Source organism: Paenisporosarcina sp. P4_E4_2 (assembly GCF_056401595.1).
In genome coordinates this window covers 1-3,397 of the sequence record NZ_JBFUJC010000338.1, presented here as the reverse complement: position 1 = coordinate 3,397, position 3,397 = coordinate 1, and the positions used below count along the sequence as shown (strand labels likewise).

The following is a 3,397-nucleotide window of genomic DNA, read 5'->3' as shown; positions in this document are numbered from 1 at the left end:
AGCGACATGAAGTATAGCGAGCCGGTTACTAGAACAACATTTGACTCGTCTACTTTTACTAGAGTCTGCTCGAGTGCCTCATGCCAGTTCAAGATCAATTGTTTTTCTGGATGCTTTGTCGCTTCAAAAATATCTTTTCCAGCTGCCGCATTTTTCACATGAATTTCTGTGACAGTAATGCTTGCTGAAATTTCATCCAGCATATGAAGCACGGATGCAATGTCTTTATCTTGAAGTGCGGTAAAGACGACGTGAATATTTTTTGTCGCGTAGCGTTGCTGAATGGTTTGAATAAGCACTTCCATACCTGCCGGATTATGTGCTCCGTCTATGATGACGTTAGGTAAAACTTCTTCAAAACGCGCGGCCCAGCTAGAGGTGATTAGACCATGGCGGATACTCTCTTCAGAAATGGTAAAACCGTGATGTTTGTTCAAAAACAACGCAGCTGTAATGGCAAGCGACGCATTTTCAACTTGGTGATGCCCCATCATTTTCAGGGATATATCTACCATTTTTTCACCGTTTAATTGATAAGAAAAACTTTGTTGATTTATTTCCTGAGTTACATTTCCAATAAGAAAATCTTTATATAATTGGTAAATTGGCGCTTGTTCCAATTCGGCCTTCTGTTCGATAACCGCAACAGCCTGTTTGTCTTTCACTGCACTGATCACCGGAACGAGTGGTTTGATGATTCCCGCTTTTTCTTCAGCGATGGCTTCAAGGGTGTCGCCTAAGATTTGCGTATGATCAAGCGAAATGGACGTTAAAATTGATAGCAGTGGTGTCAGCACGTTCGTTGAATCGAATTTCCCGCCAATCCCTGTTTCAATTAAGGCAATATCCACTTTCATGTCGTTATAGTACATAAATGCAATGACCGTCAAAATTTCGAAGAAGTTCGAGCCTTCTCCAACTTGACCTTTTTGCAGAAGTGGATAGATATCGTTCATATATTGGATAAATTGTTCGTCTGTGATCATTACATCATTCATCATGATGCGTTCGTTTACTTTTTCAAGGTGAGGAGATATGAAGCTTCCGACTTGGAGGCCTTCAGCAATTAATATTTCTTTAAGAGCATTCAAAGTTGAACCTTTGCCGTTTGACCCTGCAATGTGAACAGAACGGAATCCTTTATGTGGATTCCCGAGGACCGCCAGGATGGAAGTGATACGACTTAGTCGACCATTTCGCTCCGTTTTCTGATCCATGGAATATATGTATTCAACTACTTTATCAACTGATGTAAACACATTTGGTCACTCCTCAAACTCAATACTCCCAGAACATCTGAGAATTCACTCTATTCTATCATGTTCAATTGCTGAAAAGATATGAAATTATTTCTAGTTACTAATGAAATTTTTATGCTGAGATATCTTTAAGTAACCCCCTTGAATATAGCGTGGTTACACGACAACAGCGTCTCCAACTAAAGGTTCAAATTTTCCAACTAAACGCGATATATTCCCAACTAAAGTTCCATATTTTCCAACTAAACTCTAAATCGCTTAAGAGGTCGGCCTTTAATAACCTTTCGAGAATGTAATCTAGATATCTTCCCTCGAATCCTAGATTTCATCCATCGAAATGCAGATAAACTATTCTTCACACCATAAAAAACACCCCAAAAGCCTTAAGCTTTTGAGGCATTATCACTAACTTATAAATTCTTCAATTCAGCCAAGCGTTTTTCAACGGTTGCGTGTTTTTCGATATAATCCTGTTGTTTTGCGCGTTCTTCTGCAACAACTGCTTCAGGTGCTTTCGAAACGAAACGTTCATTTGAAAGTTTGCCTGTTACAAGCTTAACTTCTTTCGCCCATTTCTCCAGCTCTTTCTCCAATCGTGCAGTTTCAGCTGCTACGTCGATTAAGCCTTCAAGTGGTAAGAATAGTTCTGCACCTGAAACGACACTTGACATTGATTGACCTGGTGCCTCAATTCCTTGACCTAAAACCAATGGTTCTGGGTTACAGAATTTCTCCAAGTACATCGCATTTGCTTCGAGTACTGCTAATGTTTCTGAATCTTTAGCAGAGATGTATAACGGCACTTTTTTGCTCATTGGCGTTTGTACTTCTGCACGGATCGCGCGTACTGAACGGATGATATCCGAAAGCAATTTCATACTTGATGCTTTTGTGCTGTCCGTCAACGATTCATTGACAGTCGGCCATGCAGCAATCGTAATTGATTCGCCTTCATGCGGCAGGCTCTGCCAGATTTCTTCCGTGATGAACGGCATGAATGGATGTAGTAAACGCATCGTGTTGTCTAAAACGTATGCCAACACTGAACGAGTCATTTTCTTCGCATCTTCATCCTCACCGTATAATGGCAACTTCGCCATTTCGATGTACCAGTCACAGAAGTCATCCCAGATGAAGTTATAAAGGGCGCGCCCTACTTCACCAAACTCATATTTCTCTGCCAGTTTTGTTACTTGGTCAATTGTTTCATTCAAGCGAGTCAAGATCCATGCGTCCGCAACAGATTTTTCTCCACTTAAATCAATATCTTCAAACTTCATGCCTTCCATGTTCATCATGGCAAAACGTGAAGCGTTCCAGATCTTGTTCGCGAAGTTCCAAACCGATTCCACTTTCTCGATTGAGAAACGTAAATCTTGCCCTGGTGATGAACCAGTTGATAAGAAGTAACGAAGTGCATCCGCACCGTATTTCTCAATTACGTCCATTGGGTCTACTCCGTTGCCTAATGACTTAGACATTTTACGTCCGTCTTCAGCACGTACAAGTCCGTGAATCAATACATCGTCAAACGGACGTTGGTCCGTGAACTCAATTCCTTGGAAAATCATACGTGATACCCAGAAGAATATAATATCATATCCTGTTACTAATACATCGGTCGGGTAGTAACGTTTGAATTCTTCGTTTGATTCGTCCGGCCAGCCCATTGTTGAAAACGGCCATAGTGCAGATGAGAACCATGTATCCAATACATCTTCGTCCTGTTTCCAGTTTTCGATGTCCGCTGGTGCTTCATGACCTACGTAAATTTCGCCTGTTTCATTGTGGTACCAAGCTGGAATTCGGTGACCCCACCATAATTGGCGTGAAATACACCAGTCACGGATGTTTTCCATCCAGCGCATATAGGTGTTTTCAAAGCGTTCCGGTACGAATTGAACTTTGTCTTCGCCTTGCTGCAATTTAATTGCTTCGTCTGCGAGTGGCTGCATGTTTACGAACCACTGTGTCGAAAGATACGGTTCAACTACTGCGCCGCTACGCTCTGAGTGCCCAACTGAATGCATATGCTCTTCGATTTTAAACAATACTCCCGCTTCTTGAAGATCCGCAACAATTTGCTTGCGGCATTCGAAGCGATCCATCCCTGCATATTTATCCGCATTGTCATTCAT

2 protein-coding genes are annotated in these 3,397 nt (G+C 41.7%); both read right to left on the bottom strand.

Going from position 1 to position 3,397, the window contains the following annotated elements; all coding sequences use genetic code 11:
- A partial coding sequence (locus AC1DSB_RS16685; protein WP_477587155.1) for a bifunctional folylpolyglutamate synthase/dihydrofolate synthase occupies positions 1 to 1,259 on the bottom strand: 1,259 nt, incomplete at its 3' end.
- A gap of 410 nt (positions 1,260 to 1,669) precedes the next feature.
- On the bottom strand, positions 1,670 to 3,397 hold a 1,728-nt coding region (locus AC1DSB_RS16680; RefSeq protein WP_477587154.1), incomplete at its 5' end, for a valine--tRNA ligase.